Source organism: Saccharopolyspora sp. NPDC045839 (assembly GCF_056431645.1).
In genome coordinates this window covers 97,423-112,371 of record NZ_JBWKKH010000016.1, presented here as the reverse complement: position 1 = coordinate 112,371, position 14,949 = coordinate 97,423, and the positions used below count along the sequence as shown (strand labels likewise).

Annotated in this window: 14 protein-coding genes; 6 read left to right on the top strand and 8 right to left on the bottom strand. The window is 71.1% G+C overall.

Features of this window, described 5'->3' with window-relative positions; all coding sequences use genetic code 11:
- Positions 1-152: 152 nt before the first annotated feature.
- Together pcaB and AC07EQ_RS22735 are read right to left on the bottom strand one after the other, a co-directional pair.
- Positions 153-1,547 (bottom strand): 3-carboxy-cis,cis-muconate cycloisomerase, encoded by a 1,395-nt coding sequence (gene pcaB / locus AC07EQ_RS22740; RefSeq protein ID WP_478389918.1) that lies wholly within the window; start codon positions 1,545-1,547, stop codon positions 153-155.
- Positions 1,544-3,487 carry an FAD/NAD(P)-binding protein gene (locus AC07EQ_RS22735; RefSeq protein WP_478389917.1) on the bottom strand — a complete coding sequence of 648 codons (1,944 nt, stop codon included), beginning with the start codon at positions 3,485-3,487 and terminating at the stop codon, positions 1,544-1,546. Before AC07EQ_RS22735 ends, pcaB begins: the two co-directional genes overlap by 4 nt.
- A gap of 249 nt (positions 3,488-3,736) precedes the next feature.
- On the opposite strand from AC07EQ_RS22735, the gene AC07EQ_RS22730 reads away from it, so the two are divergent.
- From AC07EQ_RS22730 to AC07EQ_RS22710, 5 genes are all read left to right on the top strand, one after another.
- Positions 3,737-4,972, top strand: coding sequence for an aspartate kinase (locus tag AC07EQ_RS22730; RefSeq protein ID WP_478389916.1), 1,236 nt, complete (start codon positions 3,737-3,739; stop codon positions 4,970-4,972).
- A 13-nt stretch (positions 4,973-4,985) separates the two neighbouring features.
- Complete coding sequence (locus AC07EQ_RS22725; RefSeq protein WP_478389915.1) at positions 4,986-5,798, top strand: 2-amino-3,7-dideoxy-D-threo-hept-6-ulosonate synthase; 813 nt, start codon at positions 4,986-4,988, stop codon at positions 5,796-5,798.
- Positions 5,799-5,884: 86 nt separating this feature from the next.
- Positions 5,885-6,988, top strand: coding sequence for a 3-dehydroquinate synthase II family protein (locus tag AC07EQ_RS22720; RefSeq protein ID WP_478389914.1), 1,104 nt, complete (start codon positions 5,885-5,887; stop codon positions 6,986-6,988).
- 197 nt (positions 6,989-7,185) lie between these two features.
- Complete coding sequence (locus AC07EQ_RS22715) at positions 7,186-7,659, top strand: MarR family winged helix-turn-helix transcriptional regulator (protein ID WP_478389913.1); 474 nt, start codon at positions 7,186-7,188, stop codon at positions 7,657-7,659.
- Positions 7,656-8,075, top strand: a complete 420-nt coding sequence (locus AC07EQ_RS22710; protein ID WP_478389912.1) for an organic hydroperoxide resistance protein — start codon at positions 7,656-7,658, stop codon at positions 8,073-8,075. Before AC07EQ_RS22715 ends, AC07EQ_RS22710 begins: the two co-directional genes overlap by 4 nt.
- Before the next feature lies 1 nt (position 8,076).
- Here AC07EQ_RS22710 and AC07EQ_RS22705 read toward each other — a convergent pair whose 3' ends face one another.
- From AC07EQ_RS22705 to AC07EQ_RS22695, 3 genes are all read right to left on the bottom strand, one after another.
- Entirely contained in the window at positions 8,077-8,406 is a 330-nt protein-coding gene (locus tag AC07EQ_RS22705) for a DUF202 domain-containing protein (protein ID WP_478389911.1), read from the bottom strand.
- 1 nt (position 8,407) lies between these two features.
- Positions 8,408-8,800, bottom strand: coding sequence for a YidH family protein (locus AC07EQ_RS22700; protein ID WP_132491162.1), 393 nt, complete (start codon positions 8,798-8,800; stop codon positions 8,408-8,410).
- Between the two features lie 98 nt (positions 8,801-8,898).
- The gene (locus AC07EQ_RS22695) at positions 8,899-9,306 is read right to left on the bottom strand and encodes an SSI family serine proteinase inhibitor (protein WP_478389910.1); all 408 of its coding nucleotides are present in this window, start codon (positions 9,304-9,306) and stop codon (positions 8,899-8,901) included.
- A gap of 287 nt (positions 9,307-9,593) precedes the next feature.
- On the opposite strand from AC07EQ_RS22695, the gene AC07EQ_RS22690 reads away from it, so the two are divergent.
- Positions 9,594-10,904 (top strand): MFS transporter, encoded by a 1,311-nt coding sequence (locus AC07EQ_RS22690; RefSeq protein WP_478389909.1) that lies wholly within the window; start codon positions 9,594-9,596, stop codon positions 10,902-10,904.
- Positions 10,905-11,261: 357 nt separating this feature from the next.
- Here AC07EQ_RS22690 and AC07EQ_RS22685 read toward each other — a convergent pair whose 3' ends face one another.
- From AC07EQ_RS22685 to AC07EQ_RS22675, 3 genes are all read right to left on the bottom strand, one after another.
- Positions 11,262-12,971, bottom strand: coding sequence for an AMP-dependent synthetase/ligase (locus tag AC07EQ_RS22685; protein ID WP_478389908.1), 1,710 nt, complete (start codon positions 12,969-12,971; stop codon positions 11,262-11,264).
- 121 nt (positions 12,972-13,092) lie between these two features.
- The gene (locus AC07EQ_RS22680; RefSeq protein WP_478389907.1) at positions 13,093-13,809 is read right to left on the bottom strand and encodes a MerR family transcriptional regulator; all 717 of its coding nucleotides are present in this window, start codon (positions 13,807-13,809) and stop codon (positions 13,093-13,095) included.
- A gap of 216 nt (positions 13,810-14,025) precedes the next feature.
- Positions 14,026-14,727, bottom strand: coding sequence for a flavin reductase family protein (locus AC07EQ_RS22675; protein ID WP_478389906.1), 702 nt, complete (start codon positions 14,725-14,727; stop codon positions 14,026-14,028).
- Positions 14,728-14,949: the final 222 nt, after the last annotated feature.

Below are 14,949 nucleotides of genomic sequence, written 5' to 3'. Positions count from 1 at the left end.
GTTCGGTGCTTCCCGAGGACCGGGTCGTTCCAGGAGGGTTTCCTGTCACCGCCCCGTCGGAGGATTCCGGGAGCGTGGTGGGGTGCGGTTTTCGCGAGAACCCGCCACCCCGCCCTCACGGGCAGCGCCGGTTTCGCGCGAAAACGCCAACTTCACCCGGACGGTGGTGCGTACTCGTCGAGGGCGCGTGTGACGAACCAGGACGCCGCGCCGAGGTAGTTCTGCGGGGCGAGCAGCTCCCGCACCGCCTCGGCGTCCACATCGGACTCCCGGAGCTCGGGTGCGCCCGCGAGCAGCTGGTCGAACGTGCCGCGCCCGGCGGCGGCCTCGGCCGAGATCCGGGCCAGCACCTGCTTCGCGCGGGCCTTGCCGAGCACCGGTGCCAGCGCGACGTTGACCCGCTCGGCGACGATCGCGCCACCGGTCTGGTGCAGGTTCTCCAGCATCCTGGCGGGGAACACCGCGAGGCCCTCGGCCAGTTCGGCGGCAGTGTGCGCCGCGCCGCCGGCCGCGCGCAGGCAATCCCGCAACGGCTGCCACTCGGCATGCCAGGCCCCCGCCGGACGTTCGTCCTCGGCGAGCATGCACTGGGCCAGCACCCCCGCCGCCGGGGCGACCTGCCGCGCGGCGGCCACGACCAGCGTCGACAGCACGGGATTGCGCTTCTGCGGCATCGCCGACGAGGCCCCGCGCCCGGCCGGGCCCGGCTCGGCGGCCTCGCCGACCTCGGTGCGGCACAGCACCTGCACGTCCACGCCGAACTTGCCCAGCACCCCGGCGACGATGCTGAGCGCCCAGCCGAGATCCGCCAGCGGCACCCGCTGCGTGTGCCACGGCACGGCCGGCACCGCGAGCCCGAGTTCTCCCGCCATGCCCTCGACGAGCTCGCCCACGAGATCGGCGCCGGTGGCCGCCTGCGCATATGCCGCGTAGGCGGCGGCGGTGCCGCCCGCGCCGCCGAGGGACACCGGCAGCCCCTCGGTGCGCAGCCGGTGCACCCGGCGGCGCGCCTCGCCGACCCCGGCCAGCCAGCCGGCGGCCTTGAGCCCGAACGTCGTCGGCACCGCGTGCTGCGTCAGCGTCCGGCCGGCCATCGGCGTGTCCCGATGCCGCTCCGCCAGCTCGGCGAAGGCGTCCGCGCAACGGTCCAAACAGGACTCGATCTCGGCGAGCGCCCGCCTGGTGACCAGCATGGACGCGGTGTCCAGCACGTCCTGACTGGTGCAGCCGCGGTGCACGTGGTCGGCGGCCGCCGGGCTTTCCGCGGCCACCAGCGAGGTCAGCGTCGACACGAGCGGCACCACCGGGTTGGCGGCCTCGCGCGCCCGCACGGCCAGCTCGCCGAGGTCGAACCGCTCCGGCCGCGCCACCGACTCGATCACCGCGACCGCGGATTCCGGGATCACCCCGAGCCGCGCCTGCACCCGAGCCAGCGCCACCTCCACCCGCAACATCGCCGCCAGCCACGCGCCGTCGGAGGTCGCGGCGTGCACGGGAGTACCCGCCCACACCGGGGAAAGCAGGCCCGCATCCAACCCGGGGCTCATCGGGCCGCCCCCTCACGCGCCTGCCGCGGCGCGCTGGTCGGCAACCAGGCGAGCGGATTGTGGTAGTCGGCGTACAACGCGGCCCGCCGCGGGCCGGGCTCGCTGCGCGGCACCGACAGGCACGCCCGCGCGACGCTGTCCGCGTCGGCCAGGCTCACGGAGTTCACGCCGGGCCGCGCCCCGGCCGCGGTCACCCAGTGCACGGCCTCGGTCGGCACCCCGAACGCGAAGCGCCGCGGATGCGGCCGGCCGGCGGCGTCGATCAGGTGGTACGGGCGGCGCGTCACCGCCAGCCCACCGGTCCGGAAAGCACCGTCCGAATCGGCGATCCGGTACGCCACGCACTGCCCGGTCCGGCGCAGCCAGCTCAGCAGCGGATCGGCAGAACGCCCCAGGTCCGGCTCCGGCAACCGGGCCTCGATCAGCGTCGTCACCGGCACCGGCGGCGCCGCCACGTCGCGCGCGGAGACCACGAACGACGCATCCACGGCCGACACCCGCATGCCAGGGCCGAGCACGTGCACCACGCCCGCCTCGATCAGCGCGATCAGCTCGGCGATCCGCCGCGCCGGCGGGCCGATCGACAGGAACGCGTTCTCCCCGGTGTACCAGCGCTGCACCTCGTCCCGGTAGGAGCCGCCTGCGATCCCGCCGTGGTCGATGACCAGCCGGATCTCGTTGCGCAGATCCCGCAGCACGTCCAGCGCCGCCTTCAGCGGCCCGGCGACGTTGCCCAGCTCGGCCTCGACAAGATCGCGTTCCAGGTGCTCCAGCAACCAGCCGTGGAACTCGTCGCGGTCGGCGAAGACCCGCCCGGCGCAGGGGCGCGTCACCCGGTCCCAGTCCCACCACTCGCCCAGCGGCACGCCGTAGCGGCGCAGCACCCAGCGCTCGGCGATCTCGTCGTCGATCGCGCGCAGGTAGTCCCGGCGGAAGACCCGGGCGGTGCTCGCGCTGCGATGCTGCCCGATCCAGGTCGTGTAGTACACCGCGCGGACCTCTTTGGACACCAGCGGCCACACGTCGCCCAGGAAACCCGGCGCAGCACCCTCGGCGGCCCGCTGCTGAAGCCCGGCGATCACCTCCGGCGTCAGGAACAGCGGTTCATGCCGCCCCGACACGCCCTTCTGGTTTCGCCCGCGCGCCTGGTACGGCACGCCCCGGCGCGAACCGGCGTACAACACCGGCTCGCGGCCGGAGGGGATGTAGCGCAGCTTCCCGCCGGCCGGCACGAACCGGCCGCCGCGCCCGGCGGTCAGCAGCGCCAGGTAGTCGAAGAAGTTCAAGCCCAGACCGCGAAGCCCGACCGGCTCGCCAGGGACGATCGACGAAAGGTCCACTTCGGACGGATTGCTCGGCGGCACGTAGCGCAACCGGTACCGCCGCGCGAACTCAGCGAGATCGCGCGGCGCACCGGCGGACTCGGCGTCGACGTGCCCCTGCGCGAGCACCACGGCATCCGCGGCCAGCACGCTGCCGTCGGCGAGCCGGACCCGCTGGTGCTGCGCGTCGTCCTGCAGCGCGACGGCGGTCTCGGCGTGCAGCCGTACGGTCACGTTGGGTGGCGCGGTCGCGATCACGTGGTCCAGGAACCACGCCAGGTAGCGGCCGAACGAGGCGCGCGTCGGGTAGTCGTCCGGTCCGAGCGGCACCTCGTCCGGATCGGCGCGCGCCCACTCGTGCAGGCTCGGCCCGGGCCGGATGGGCCCCTCGCACTCCACGCTGTCGTCGGTGAACACGGTGACCTGCGAGGCGACCGTGTTCATCAGCAGCAGCGAGCTCTGCCCGGTCCACCACACCCGGCCACCCGCACCCACGTGCGGATCCACCAGGTGGACCTCGACCGGCTCCGCCGGGCCGACGAGTTCGCGGCTGTTGGCACAGATCCGCTCCAGCACCATCAGGCCCCGCGGGCCCGCACCGATCACGCAGATCCGCATCGGAGTTCCCCTCGATCGCACGGCATCCTCGAATCTCCCGGCCGACAACGCACCGCCCGATTCAACGCCCGCGAGCATGCCCCGCGCAGCACGTCTTTCCGTGATATCGCGCGGCAAATCAGCCCGCCACCACGACAATCACGTGTTCCCGCGATGCCCCTCGACGAAGCGGTCGATTAGAAAGATGTTGCACGACAGAACGTTTCGTCCCGGCGTCGGCTGCGGCGCGCCCCTCGCGATGAGGTGTCGATGAAACCATTGGTGCAGAAGTACGGCGGCACCTCGCTGAGCACCGCCGAACACGTTCGCCGGGTGGCGGAGCGCATCGACGCCGCCCGGCAGACCGGTCGCCCGACGGTCGCGGTCGTCTCGGCCCGCGGCGACACCACCGACCGCCTGCTGGCCGACGCCAAGCAGCTACACCCGCACCCCGCACCGCGGGAAACCGACCAACTGCTGGCCACCGGCGAGGTCGCCTCGGCCGCCCTGGTGGCCACCGCCCTGCACCGCCGGGGCACCCGAGCCGTCTCGCTCACCGGCGCGCAGGCGGGCATCCGGACCACCGGGCCGCACGGCGCCGCCCTGATCGACACCATCGACACCCGGGCGGTGCGCGCCCACCTCGAACGCGGCTCCGTCGTGGTCGTCGCCGGCTTCCAGGGCATCGACACCACGGGGGAGCTGTTCACGCTGGGCCGTGGCGGCTCCGACACGACCGCGGTGGCGCTCGCCGCCGCACTCGACGCCCGGTGCGAGATCTACACAGACGTCGACGCCGTCTACACCGCCGACCCCAGGCTGGTTCCGCAGGCGCGTCCGCTGCCGGAGATCGCGGCGCCGCTGATGGCCGAGATGGCCTTCGCCGGAGCGCGGGTGCTGCACGCGCGAGCCGTGGAACTCGCCGCGGTCCGCAACGTGCCCCTGCTGGTGGCGAGCGCCATGCACGACCGCCCCGGCACCACGATCACCGGAGGGAGCCCCATCGGCATGCTGGAGAAGGAAGGCTTCGTCGCCGCGATCACCCACGACGCGGACATCGCCCGGTTCACCATCCGGCTCGACCCCGACGACCCGGAACGCCCGCACCGGGCGCTGCACGCCATCGCCGACCAGGTCATCCCGGTCGACCTGGTGACCTGGGCGGACGACCGGCCGGCGCTGAGCTTCACGGTCGCCGGCACCGCCGTCCACCAGGTGCGGCGGCAGGTGGAACTGGCCGTGCCGAACGGCGGCCGCGACGTGGCGGTGCAGCGCGAACTCAGCAAGATCTCCTTGCTGGGCACCGGAATGCTCACCCGGCCGGAATACGCCGTACGGGTGCTGCGCACCCTCGAACAGCTGGGCGTGCCCGCGAACTCCTTGCACACCAACCAGTTGCGCGTCTCGGTGCTGGTACCGGCCGAGCACACCGCGGCGGCGGTGGCCGCGCTGCACGACGAATTCGAACTGGACCGACCCCGCCCCGATCCCGTCCCCACCTCGTGAACAGGAGGACCCGGTGTCCACCACCCGATCGTTCGGCGCGCAGCTGAGGCTCCGGCGGATGTCGCGAAACGGCGACGACCGCCTGCTCCTCGTGCCGATGGACCACTCCGTCACCGATGGCCCGTTACCGACGCCCGGCGGCCCGGCGAACCTCACGCCACAGCTGGCCGCCAACGGCGTCGACGCGATCGTGCTGCACAAGGGCGCGCTGCGCTACATCGACCCGGCGGCGTTCGTGAACATGTCGCTGATCGTGCACCTCAGCGCCAGCACGGCGCACGCGCCGGACCCCGACGCCAAGTACCTCGTCGCCAGCGTGGAAACCGCGCTGCGGCTGGGCGCCGACGCGGTGAGCGTGCACGTCAACCTGGGTTCGACGGAGGAACGCCGCCAGGTCGCCGACCTCGCCGCCGTCGCGGAGGCGTGCGACGCCTGGAACCTGCCGCTGATGGCGATGATCTATCCGCGCGGCCCGCAGATCATCGACCCGCGCGACGTGCGGCTCGTCGCGCACGCGGCCACCCTCGCGGCCGATCTGGGCGCGGACCTGGTCAAGACCGTCTACCCGGGCACGGTCGAGGCCATGGCCGAAGTGGTGGACTCCTGCCCCGCGCCGATCGTCGCGGCGGGCGGCCCGCGCGTCGACGACGAAGCGAAGGTCCTCGCCCACGTCGAAGGGGTGCTGCGCGCAGGCGCGGCAGGCGTGGCGATGGGGCGCAACATCTTCGAGGCCCCGGACCCCGGGGAGCGGGCCCGCCGGGTGGCGGCGCTGATCCACCCCGCCCGCGAGTTCACCGACGACCTGGTGCCGGAACTGGCCTCCTGACCAGCCCGGCCCCACCCAGCGCGGGGGACCGCCTGCGCAAACCGAGTTCCGCCAACAGTCACCGAGACCTGACCGAGGAGCGCGTGATGAGACTGACGTGGTTGGACATCCGAGGTGTCGACGCCGAGATCAAGACCGCCATCGTCGAGGAGGCGGTGCACCAGCGGGTGAGCGCCATCGTGGCCGACGAGCCCGGCGAACTGGTCGACCTGCCGCCGACGGTGCGCAAGGTGCTGCTGCCGCGCGGACCGCTGCCCGACGACCTGGGGCCGGCGGACGTGGTGATCGTCGACCCGGAGCGCCACGGCGACCCGGCGGTGCTGGCGGCCCGCCACCCGGGCGTCGAGTTCGGGCCGTTCGTGGAGATCGTCGACGCGCCGACGCTGGAGGTCGCCTGCCAGGCGGCGCGCACCCAGCGGTGGAGCGTGCTGTGGTTCCGCGACCCGACGAAGATCCCGCTGGAGATCGTGCTCGCCGCCGCGGCCGGCGCCTCCGGCAGCATCGTCACGGTCGTCGAAGACGTGGAGGAGGCCGAGATCGTCTTCGGCGTCCTGGAGCACGGCTCGGACGGCGTGCTGCTCAAGCCGCAGCGCGTCGGCGACGCCACCGACCTGGTCGCGGCGTCCGCGGGCGGCTCGGCCGACCTGGAGCTGACCGAGCTGGAGGTGGTGCGCACCGAGCACGTCGGCATGGGCGAGCGGGCGTGCGTGGACACCTGCACCTACTTCCGCGAGGACGAAGGCATCCTCGTCGGCTCCCACTCCAAGGGCATGATCCTCTGCGTCAGCGAAACGCACCCGCTGCCGTACATGCCGACCCGCCCGTTCCGGGTCAACGCCGGGGCGATCCACTCCTACACCGTGTCCCACCAGGGCCGCACCAACTACCTGAGCGAGCTGAAGTCGGGCAGCAAGGTGCTCGCGGTGGACACCAAGGGCCGCACCCGGGTGGTCACGGTCGGCCGCGTCAAGATCGAGAGCCGTCCGCTGATCTCGATCGAGGCGATCAGCACCACGGGCCAGCAGGTGAACCTGATCCTGCAGGACGACTGGCACGTCCGGGTGCTGGGTCCGGGCGGCGTGGTCCTCAACAGCACGGAGCTCAAGCCGGGCGACCGGCTGCTCGGCTACCTGCCGGCGGAGGACCGCCACGTCGGCTACCCGATCAAGGAGTTCTGCCTGGAGAAGTGATCCGACGCAGGTGAAGGGCCCTCGCCACCGGCTCCCGGCGGCGAGGGCCCTTCGCTGCGTGGGGGTGGGGTGACAGGAAAGTTCCCATGCTGTCAGCCAGGCCGCGGGCGGGGCGGGTGACAGGAAAGTTCCCATGCTCACAATCGGCAGTACACAACCAAGTTGTGTACAACTGAATTTCGAGCTACCTTGTCCGTGTGGATGAGTCGAGGTTGGCGTTGGACCGGCAGGTCTGCTTCGCGCTGTACAGCGCTTCGCGGGCGTTCACCGGCCTGTACCGGCCGGTCCTGGAAGAGCTCGGGCTCACTTACCCGCAGTACCTCGTGATGCTGGTGCTGTGGGAGCACGAGTCGGCGACGGTCAAGGAGCTCGGCGCCGCCCTGCGGCTCGACTCCGGCACCTTGTCGCCGCTGCTGAAGCGGCTGGAGGCGCGCGGCCTGATCACACGTCAACGCAGCTTCGCGGACGAGCGGTCCGTGGCGGTCGCGCTGACGGCGGACGGTGCGGAAATGCGGGTGCAGGCCCGGTGCATCCCGGACCGGATGGTGGCCGCGACCGGACTGCAGGTCGACGAGCTCGTCCAACTGAAGTCCACATTGGAACGCCTGACGGCCGCCCTGGATTCGGCGGCGCAACAACAGGCGGAAGACAAGCGGGAGGGTCAGCGATGACAGTGCTCTACACGGCCGAAGCGACGGCGACCGGCGCGGGCCGGGACGGCCGGACCCGGTCCTCGGACGGCGTCCTGGACCTCGACCTCGCGGTGCCGAAGGAGATGGGCGGCTCGGGCGGTGCGGTGACCAACCCCGAACAGCTCTTCGCCGCCGGATACGCGGCGTGCTTCCACGGCGCGCTCCAGGTGGTGGCGCGCCGCGCCAAGGCCGACATCGCCGATTCGTCGGTCACCGCCCAGGTCGGCATCGGCCGCAACGACGCCGGCGGATTCGGCCTCAGCGTCGGCCTGGTCGTCGACCTGCCGGGCGTGCCGCGCGAGCAGGCGCAAGAACTCGTCGCCGCTGCGGACCAGGTCTGCCCGTACTCGAACGCGATCCGCGGCAACGTCGAGATCGAACTGCGGGTCGCCTGACTCAGGAGAACAGCACGTAGAGCAGGCCGGAGCTGCCGGCGAGCACCGCCAAGACGGCGACCGCCGCCGGCAGCACCCCGCCGGGCAGCGAGGTCTCGGCATGCAGCCTGCGTTCGCCCCGGAGGTGCCGGTGCCAGACGAGCCAGCTGATGGCAAGCCCGAGCGGCAGGGTGAGCACGGCACAAACCGCTGCCGCGACGACGCTCTCGTGCGCGAGGAGCCGCAGCAGCACCAGCATCCCGACGACGAACGCCAGCGCGGTGCGAAGCCACGCGAGGGTGGTCCGCTCGACCTGCAGCCCCGGATCCCAGGGCCCGTCGGGGCGCGTCACGTCAGAACCCGGTCACGAACAGGAGCACGCAGGCGGCCACGCCGATCGCGCCGAGCCCGTAGCCGAGGACCGGCGCCAGCCGCGGCGCAGGCAGCGGGCGGCCGCGCCGCAGCGCTCGCTCGGTGGTCCACCAGCGCGTGAAAGCCGTTGCGCTGCAAAGCACTCCGGCGAGCAGCAGCAGGACCGCCAGCGCGGTCCGCAGTGGACTCGGCTGACCGGTGGCCGCGCTCAGCGCCTCGACGCCGACGCCACCGGCCATCAGCGCCAGCGCCGTGCGGATCCACGCCAGGAAGGTGCGCTCGTTGGCCAGGGTGAACCTCGGGTCGGGATCGGAGCCGTCCCGGTACAGCCGCCGTGGCCATCGCGAATCGCAGTCTTCTCGGTCGGTCGCCATGGGGTCACGGTAACCCGAACGGCGGTACGGCGAGAGCGCGTGTTCCGCAGGTCACGGCACGCGTCGGGCCCCGCACGCGGCGGGGCCCGACAGCAGCCTCAGAACGAGAACACCTTGCCGGTCGCGGCTCCGGCGACGCATTCGTTCGAGTAGGTCTTCTCGAAGGTGACCGGCTTGCCCTGCCACCTGCCCTGCGCGGTGAGCGTCACCGGTCGGTACACCAGCGGACACGTGGAGTTACCGGTGCTGAGCAGGCTGAAGTCGCCGTTGACGTCTCTGAGCGCCGAACACGCGTCTTGCGCGTGCGGATGCGAGCCGCCGGCGGGCTCGCACATCAGGAACGCGCTCCGGAGGTCGTCGCGGCCTTCGCCGCGGACCGAGAGGTTAATCATGCTGCCGTGCGCGGCCGACGCGGGTTCCGCGTGGGCGAGCGCCGGGGCCAGCGCGGTGCCGGCCAGCGTGGCGGCGGCGAGCAAGGTTCGGCCGATGAGCCGTTTTGCAGCCATTTCGTCAATCCTCCTGGGTTGGTGAAGCAGACGATTCGCTTCTCTTTATCGCCGAGGCCGAGCGAAATGCGGCAGATGCGACGGCGGATCACTGAAACGTGGTTCGCCCGAACCGGTTTCCATCACGACCCGTCACGAAAAGGCGTTGCCCCGCAGGGCGGGAAGTCGCCCACAAGCGGTGCCCTGCTCAATAAGGTGGTGGACCTTTTGTCGATCACTGGTCATTGTGGTGCGGAACCACGTGACGCCGGGCGGCTCTCCGGTGTCCGCAACAGACGGGAGACCTGATGGCGACGGTACCTGCGGGGCCGGACACCGCCACGGTGCGCAAGGCGGCGTTCGCCAGCGCGGTGGGCAACACCATCGAGCTCTACGACTTTCTGATCTACGGCACCGCCGCGGCCGTGGTGTTCAACAAGCTGTTCTTCCCGGCGGGAGACCCCTGGGTGGGGGCGTTGCTGGCGTTCGCCACCTTCGGCGCGGGCTTCCTCGCCCGGCCCCTCGGCGCGGCGGTCATCGGGCACTTCGGCGACGTGGTGGGCCGCAAGCTGATGCTGGTCATCACGCTGAGCGTGACCGGCGTGTGCACGGCAGCGATCGGGCTGCTCCCGACCTACCAGCAGGTCGGGGTCTGGGCGCCGGTGATGCTCGTGGTGCTGCGGCTCGTGCAGGGCTTCTTCCTCGGCGGCGAGCAGGGCGGTGCGGTGCTGATGGCCGTCGAGCACGCGCCGCCGCACCGCCACGGCTGGTACGGCGGGTGGACCTTCCTGGGCTCCCCGAGCGGCATGTTCCTGGCCACCGGGGCGTTCGCCGGCGCGACCGCGATCTCCGGCGACGCGTTCCTGACCTGGGGCTGGCGGATCCCCTTCCTGGTGAGCCTGGTGCTCGTGGGCGTCGGCCTGTACGTGCGGCTGCGGCTGGCCGAAAGCCCGGAGTTCGCGAAGATCCGGGAACGCGGACAGCGGGCCCGCCTGCCGGTCGCCGAGGCGTTCTCCAGCTCCTGGCGGCAGATCGTGCTGTCGGCGGGTGTCAACCTCGGCTTCAACACGTTCATCTTCATCCTGACCACGTTCCTGCTGACCTACGGAACGGAGAAGCTCGGCGTCACCCGCGACGTGATGCTGCTCGGCAGCCTGTGCGGATCGGCGGCGCAGATCGCCGGAATCCTGCTGTTCTCACACCTGTCCGACCGGCTCGGCCGCACCAAGGTGATGCTCGGCGGCGGCCTTTTCCTGGCGCTGTACGCGTTCCCGATGTTCTGGCTGCTGGACACCGCGAACCCGGCGCTGATCGTGCTGGCGATGACGCTGGGATACGCGGGCTCGGCGGCGGTCTTCGGCCCGATGGCGGCGTTCTGCGCGGAACTGTTCGCCACGAAGGTCCGCTACACCGGCGTGTCCCTGGGCTACCAGAGCGGCTCGGTGCTGGGCGGCGGGCTGTCGCCGGTAGTGGCGACGGCACTGCTGACCGCCTCCGGCGGAGCGTCCTGGCCGATCGCGGTCTACCTGGTGATCGGCGCCCTGATCACGGTGGCGTGCCTGGGCATCACCGGAGAACCGACCCGCTGGGCCCGCGAAGCGGAACCCGCGACGACCTGACCGGCCGCCACCGGGCCGGCTGGTGCCACCGGAACCAGCCGCCCGGCGGCGTCGAGACAGGCGCCGGAGTACTGAACCTTGGCTTGTCGTCACGGTGACGGAAAGCCCCCGCCTCAGACCGCCACGGGCCTCGGTGACAGGAAGGTTCCCATGCTGCCAAGCCGCAGGGCCGGATGACAGGAAGGTTCCCATCCTCGCGGCCGTCATGAGCCGTGGTGACAGAAAGGTTCCCTTGCTGTCAGACGACAGGAGGGGAACCTTTCTGCCAACTGACCGGGCTGGAAGTGACAGGAAGGTTCCCATGCTCGCGCTGCCGGGGCCGGGGTGACAGGAAAGTTCCCATGCTCGCGCTGCCGGTTAGTCGCCGTAGAGCTGGTCGATGATGTCGGCGTACTTGTCGTGGATCACCCGGCGCTTGAGCTTCAGCGTCGGGGTCAGCTCGCCGCCTTCGACGCCCCACTGCTGGCCGAGAATCCGGTAGCGCTTGACCTGTTCGGGCCGGTTCAGCCGTTCGTTCGCGGCCCGCACCGCGGCCTCCACTGCGGACCGGACCGCGGGATGCGCGGCGAGGTCGGCGCGGTCCCGGAAGGCGATGCCGCGCTCGCGCGCCCACTTCGGCGCGGTGTCCTCGTCGAGCACCAGCAGTGCGACGAGGTACGGGCGGCCATCCCCGAACGCCAGCGCGTGCCCGATCAGCGGATGTGCCGTGAGCGCGTTCTCCACCGCCGTGGGCGCGATGTTCTTGCCGCCGGCCGAGATGATCAGCTCCTTCTTCCGGCCGCTGATCGTGAGGAAACCGTCGGCGTCCAATACGCCGACGTCGCCGGTGCGAAGCCAGCCGTCGGCGTCGGCGGCCGGCCGGATCACCCCGTCGGGCTGCAGATATCCCGCGCACACCAACGGGCCGCGCACCAGCACCTCGCCGTCGGGCGCGGTGCGGATCTCCACGCCGGGCACGGCGCGACCCACGGTGCCGGGGCGGCGCGCACCGGCGGAGTTGGTGGTGGCGCAGCCGGTGGTTTCGGTCATGCCCCAGAGCTCGAAGATGTCCAAGCCGATCGTGCTGAAGAACTCCAGCAGGCCGGTGTCGATCGGGGCGGCGCCGCTGGACGGCCACAGGGCGCGGTCCAAGCCGATGCGGGCGCGCAGCGCCTGCTGGTTGGCGCGCTGTTCGGCCGGGATCTTCTGGAGCGCTGCGGCGAGCTTCTCCCAAATCCGGGGAACGCCGAAGAAGAGCGCAGGCCGTGCGTGGGTCAGCGCGGCCAGGATCCGGCTTTGATCGGCGCAGAAGTGCACGTGCGCGGCGTCGTGGATCGCGGCGTAGAGCCCGACCATCCGCTCCGCGATGTGCGCCAGCGGCAGGTAGCACAGGCGCGGTGCGTGCCGCTCAGGCTGCGTGATCTGGTGCAGCGCTGCCGCCGCGAAGCAGATGTTCCGGTGCGTGAGCACTACGCCCTTCTGCTCGCCGGTGGTGCCGGAGGTGTAGAGGATCGCGGCCGGGTGGTCCGGCGCGATTGCCGCCGCCGTCCGCTGCACCAGGTCCGGTTCTTCGCGCAAGCGCTGTCCGCCGAGCACCCGCAAGCGCTCCCAGGTGCGGAACCGGTGATCCGCGGACACCATCGCCGCCTCGTCCAGCACCACGACGTGCTCGATGGTGGACACGTTGCGCAGCACTTTGGACCAGCGCCGCAACTGGTCGGCGCCGTCGAGCACGACGACCCGGGCCCTGCTGTGCTGGGCGATGTAGTGCACCTGGTCCTGGCTGAGCGTGGGGTAGAGGGTGCTCGGCACCGCGCCGATGTGGGTCGCCGCGACATCGATCAGCCAGTGCTCGGCGCGGTTCGCCATCATGATCAGCATCGTTTGGCCTGCTTGCAAGCCCAATGCCGCGAGCCCGGCGGCCAGCTCGTGGACCTCGTGGCGCGCTTCGGCCCAGGTCCAGGCGCGCGGCTCGCGCCCGTTGTCGGTGAGCGCAGGGCGCTGCGGGAACTCCGCGGCGTTGCGCGAGAACAGCTGCGGGATGGTCGTCTCCGACGCGGCCGTGGCCCAGGCTTCCGAGGCGCTCATCGCATCCGGTCTCCCCTCCGCGCATGCTCGGGTGTGGCATGCGTCACGACGAGATGAAACCTCATGGGAGGTGTCGTTGGCCAGCGCCGAAAGCCGGAATCGGCCGCCCGATCCGGTCAATTCAGACGTGGTCGCGGATCACGTCGTTGACGGCGTGCTGGAATCCGTTGACCAGGACCTGGATGGTCAGCGGTCGCAACTGGTCGGTCGCCGCGCGGACCCGCTCGCGCTCATCTTCCGGTCGGCCGCGCTCGACGTAGGGGCGGAGCACGTTCGCGGCGAACAGTTCGCGCAGCTCGGTCGCGATCTGCGCGGTGTGCCGCTCCACGATTCCCTTGGCCTGCAACAGCATTTCCAGCGGCAGGTCGAGGTCCAGGATCTGCAGGCCGACGCCCAGCATCGCCGGGCTGGGCAGCCGGAGCCGCGTCGAATCCGGAATCCGTTGCAGCATTCCGAGTTCGATGAGCTGCTCGACCAGCCGGTCGTCGAGGTGCCGGCCGGCGCGGCGATCGAGCTCGTGGCGCTCCAAGTCCTCGGCGTGGTCGTCCGTCCACGGCGCGATCAGCGCGCGCTGCAGCGCGAGCTCGTCCGGCGAGGCATCGGCCGGGATGCGCTCCAGGTGGCGTTCGATCGCCGACAGCGTGAAGCCGAGTGCCTGCAGTTCGCGGATCAGGTCCAGTCGGGCCAGGTGGTCGCCGCCGTAGAGGCCGAGCCGACCGCGCAGCCGCGGCGGCGGCAGCAGGCCGCGCGAGGAGTAGAACCGGACGGTGCGCACGGTGACTCCGGCGCGGGCGGCCAGTTCGTCGATGGTGAGCTCTTCGTCCGCAGTTCGGAGCATGGCCGCAACGTTACTCCTCGACCGCTGTAACACCAACGGTGTCTCATCGATGCTGTGATCCCGGCTGTCTGGGTTCAAGCAGGTCGGGCGACGTTCTTGCGAGTTCTGATCACGGTGTCCGAAGGTGCCCGCCGCCCGCTGTCCGCCCAGGGCCTTGGTCGGTCGTGCGGATGGCCTGCACTCGCGTCCGCGAGAGCAGGCCATCCGCACGAAGTCCTAGCCGACCCGCAGCGTCGGGGCCTCTCGTCCTCGTTCGATGTCCGGGCCGCGGTAGAACCCTTCCGGGATCTGCGCGAGCCTGGACGGGTGCACCTGCGGTCCGAGCCCGTAGAACTTCTGGAAGCTCATGATCAGCGGTCGCCACGCGTCCGGGTCGATGCGGTCGCTGGTTCCCTCCATGCGGATCTGCTCGTGCACGTGCACGCGCTGGATGCGCACCTCGAGGACCACGATCCCGCCGCGCTGCGCCTCGTCGTCCTCGGCCACCGGGTGCTCTGCCTCGACGACGGCTTCCATCGCCACCGGGCACTCGGCCACTCGCGGCGGCGACACCGTTTCGGAGGCGACCGGCGTAAGTCCCGCGCGGCCGAACTTGTCGTGCTCGGACCGGTAGCCGCTTTCGTACTTGTAGGGCGGAACCGGATCCGAACCCGTGGTCAACGCCAGCCGGTCAACGGCGGACACGAGCGAATCGGACGGCAGGTTCAGAACGCATTCGCCGGTCCGCCGCATGTTCTGCATGGTCTTCGCGTGGGCGCTCATCCCGAGCATGCCTCGCCAGCCGAGCCAGAAGGCCGATGACATCGGGGCGAGGTTGGCGGATCCGTCTTCGTTCAGCGTGGAGATCAGCACTACCGGTGTCCCGAAGTAGAGGATGCCGGGTTCGATCCGGGTATGCGTCGAGGTTGTTGCCGTCATGCGATCCATCCTTGTGGCGGGAGTGCCATCGGGCTGGCGGCAATCGGACGTCTCGTTCCACGCGCCGACGGCACCACTGCGAGCGCTGCGTGGGAGCCGAGTGCGTGTTCCGTGTGCTGTGATGCATGTCTGCTCGGACCCGCCCCGAACGCAGGTCTTCCGGGGCAGGTCAAGGCCTTGACCGCTGTAACACCAACGGTGTAACACTAATTGCGTCGCGAT

Coding starts and splice junctions, on each gene's coding strand:
- AC07EQ_RS22685 (WP_478389908.1), bottom strand. CDS start 12,971: ATGAGCGCCTCGGAAGCCTGGGCCACGGCCGCGTCGGAGACGACCATC.
- AC07EQ_RS22675 (WP_478389906.1), bottom strand. CDS start 14,727: ATGACGGCAACAACCTCGACGCATACCCGGATCGAACCCGGCATCCTC.
- AC07EQ_RS22730 (WP_478389916.1), top strand. CDS start 3,737: ATGAAACCATTGGTGCAGAAGTACGGCGGCACCTCGCTGAGCACCGCC.
- AC07EQ_RS22720 (WP_478389914.1), top strand. CDS start 5,885: ATGAGACTGACGTGGTTGGACATCCGAGGTGTCGACGCCGAGATCAAG.
- pcaB (WP_478389918.1), bottom strand. CDS start 1,547: ATGAGCCCCGGGTTGGATGCGGGCCTGCTTTCCCCGGTGTGGGCGGGT.
- AC07EQ_RS22700 (WP_132491162.1), bottom strand. CDS start 8,800: ATGGCGACCGACCGAGAAGACTGCGATTCGCGATGGCCACGGCGGCTG.
- AC07EQ_RS22690 (WP_478389909.1), top strand. CDS start 9,594: ATGGCGACGGTACCTGCGGGGCCGGACACCGCCACGGTGCGCAAGGCG.
- AC07EQ_RS22680 (WP_478389907.1), bottom strand. CDS start 13,809: ATGCTCCGAACTGCGGACGAAGAGCTCACCATCGACGAACTGGCCGCC.
- AC07EQ_RS22710 (WP_478389912.1), top strand. CDS start 7,656: ATGACAGTGCTCTACACGGCCGAAGCGACGGCGACCGGCGCGGGCCGG.
- AC07EQ_RS22735 (WP_478389917.1), bottom strand. CDS start 3,487: ATGCGGATCTGCGTGATCGGTGCGGGCCCGCGGGGCCTGATGGTGCTG.
- AC07EQ_RS22695 (WP_478389910.1), bottom strand. CDS start 9,306: ATGGCTGCAAAACGGCTCATCGGCCGAACCTTGCTCGCCGCCGCCACG.